Source organism: Dietzia sp. NPDC055343, from assembly GCF_053645265.1.
The window spans coordinates 1-3,022 of record NZ_JBSHMJ010000097.1 but is presented as its reverse complement, the minus strand read 5'-3'; the positions used below and the strand labels follow the sequence as shown (position 1 = coordinate 3,022).

2 protein-coding genes are annotated in these 3,022 nt (G+C 66.9%); both read right to left on the bottom strand.

Annotated features, from left to right (window positions below; all coding sequences use genetic code 11):
- Positions 1 to 118: 118 nt before the first annotated feature.
- Positions 119 to 2,446: an FdhF/YdeP family oxidoreductase gene (locus tag ACWIE7_RS18605; protein WP_454058376.1), complete on the bottom strand. Its 2,328-nt coding sequence runs from the start codon at positions 2,444 to 2,446 to the stop codon at positions 119 to 121.
- A 69-nt stretch (positions 2,447 to 2,515) separates the two neighbouring features.
- The coding region (locus ACWIE7_RS18600; protein WP_454070248.1) for an ATP-binding cassette domain-containing protein at positions 2,516 to 3,022 on the bottom strand (507 nt) is incomplete at its 5' end.

Genomic DNA, 3,022 nt, shown 5'->3' with positions numbered 1-3,022 from the left:
AATCACACCCGGACCCGGCCTTCGACTCGTCCACGGACTCCCTGGTGGAGATCTACCGCGAGGCGCGCGGGCGACGCTGAGGCCGGCGGCCCTCCTCTGCGACGCCCGGCGCCGGGGGTTACCGCGCGACCGGGCGTCCGGTGGCCACCGGCGTCGTACCCGGCTCGAGGCGGATGACGATCTGCTTGGAGGTCGGGGTGTTGCATACGTCGGCGACGGCCTCGCGGTGGATGAGTTCGTTGCCCTCCGGGAAATACAGGGCTGCACAGCCGCGCGCCGAGGGATATCCCACCACCCGGTAGCCACGGAGAACCTTGTCCGGCAGCCCCGGCCACTCACTGAAGATGTCGACCGTCTGGCCGTCGCTCAAACCCAGGTCTGCCAGGTCATCGGGATTCACGAAGACCACGAAGCGGCCGTTGGAAATGCCGCGGTACCTGTCATTGAGGCTGTAGATGGTGGTGTTGTGCTGATCGTGAGCACGCATGGTCTGCAGGATCAGCCGTCCCTCGGGCACACGCAGGTGCTCGGCTCGATGAACGGTCAGCTGCGCCTTACCGGAGCGGGTCGGGAACGTACGGCTGTCCCGCGGCCCGTGGGCGAGAACGAAGCTGATCTCCTCCTCCATCCGGCCGTTGAAGTTCTCGAAGCCGGGGATCACCCGCGCGATCGAATCCCGGATCGTGTCGTAGTGCCGCTCGAAGCCCCGCCAATCGATGTCTCTCCCCCGCCCCTCCAGGACGCGCTCCGCCAGGCGGCAGATCACCGAGACGTCGGATAGGAGCCCGGGGGCGACCGGATCGAGTTCGCCGCGACTCGCATTGATGCGGCACACCGTGTCCTCGGCGGTGACGTACTGCAGCAGCCCGTGCTGGACGTCCTTCTCCGTGCGACCGAGAACCGGGAGGATCAGCGCCTCGCGTCCGGTGACGATGTGGGAGCGGTTGAGCTTCGTCGCGACCTGGATGGTCAGATCAGCCCGGGCGATCCCCTCTTCGGCCCGCTTAGAGTCCGAGATCGCGGCGACGATGTTGCCGGCCATCGACATCATGACCTTGACCTCGCCGCGTTCGACGGCGTTCATGCTCGAGACGGTGTCGTGTCCGTGCGCGCGGGGCGGCTCGAAGTCGAACTCGGCAGCGAGGGAATCCAGGAACGAATCCGGCATCTGTTCCCAGATGCCCATCGTCCTGTCGCCCTGCACATTGCTGTGACCGCGGATCGGCGAGGCGCCGGCACCGGGCTTTCCGATGTTGCCGCGCAGCATCAGCAGATTCATGACCTCTGCGATGGTGGCGACACCCGTCTTGTGCTGCGTGATCCCCAGGCACCAGGTGATGATGGTGCCGTTCGACCTGATGTAGCGGTCGGCCAACGAGGCGATCTGCTCCTCCGTCAGCCCGGTGGCATCGAGGGCCTCCCGGTCGTCGGTGGCGAGGATGTGCTCGCGGTACGCCTCGAACCCCTCGCAGTAGGTGTCGAGGAAGTCGTGGTCGAGCACCGTGCCGGGCGCGGCCTCCTCGGCGAGGAGGACCCGCTTGGCCACGGCCTGGATCAGGTGCATGTCGCCGCCGCTACGGATCTGGAGGAACTCGTCGGCGAGCGTGGTGCCGTGCCCCACCAGACCATTCGGCCGCTGCGGATTCTTGTAGCGCAGGAGCGAGGCCTCCGGCAGCGGATTGACCGCGACCATCTCCCCACCGTTGATCTTGGTCTCCTCGAGCGCGTTGAGCATCCGAGGATGGTTGGTCCCGGGATTCTGGCCCATGACGATCACCAGGTCGGCCTTGCCGAAGTCGTCATACGAGATGGTCGACTTGCCCACACCGATGGCGGGCGTCATGCCGGCGCCCGTGGCCTCGTGGCACATGTTCGAGCAGTCCGGCAGGTTGTTGGTACCGAAGGCCCGCGCGAACAACTGGTAGAGGAAGGCCGGCTCGTTCATGATGCGGCCGCTCGTATAGAAGACGGCCTCGTCCGGAGACTCCAGGTCGCGGAGGTGACGCGCGGCGATGTCGAACGCCTCGTCCCACCCCACGGGGACGTAGTTGTCCGAGTCCGCGGCCTTGTACATCGGCTCGACAATGCGCCCCTGCTGACCCAGCCAGTACTCGGACTTGTCGCGCATGCTGGTCAGAGAATGCCCGGACCAGAACTCCCGCGGGATGGTCAGGGGCGTGGACTCCCACACGATGGACTTGATGCCGTTCTCGCAGAACTCGAGCGGCTTGCTGTGGTCCGGGTTGGCCCACGCACAGCTCGGACAGTCGAAACCCCGCTTGTGGTTGATGGTCAGGGAGACCTTGGCGGTCCGTCCGGTGCCCATCTCCTCCTCGGACGGGATCATCGCGTGCTCGATCGCGGGCAGCCCGACCGCCCAGGTGGCGCGCTTGCCGACCTTGAGGTTCGCGTCGGTGAAATCGTCACTCGGGGCTGAAGGATGCATCGGTCTGCCTCACTGCTGAACTCGAAGGGTTGAATCGACGAATCATGAGAACCATCTCATATTCTCGTATCACTGTTTTCGGAGAGCCGAAACGGGGGGCCGGGACGTCCCCGGTGATGGGTGAGGTCGCGCGGCGACCCTGATCCGCACATCTGGTGCCACGCCCTCCGGCTGGCGATGCGTCACCACGACGACCGTCCGGTCCGGGGCCACCAGGCCCGATCCGCGATCGAGGAGACGACGCTGCAGGTCGGCGGCATCGGCATCGTCAAGATGCTCGGCGGGCTCGTCGAGGAGCAGGATCCGCGCCGGGGAGACCAACGCCCTCGCCAGCAGGATCCTGCGGCGCTGCCCTCCGGAGACGGTGTGCGCGCCGGCCGCCAGGGTCGTGTGGACGCCATCGGGCAGCCCGCTCACCCATCGCCCCAGCCCGACCGCCTCCAGCGCGGCGCGGGCCTCGGCCTCGTCGACGTCTCCGCGGGCGACCCGCAGGTTCTCGAGAATCGACGTGTCGAACAGGTGGGCGTCCTCGGCGAAGAAGCTGACAGTCCGGCGCACCGCGTCCGGCGCGTACCC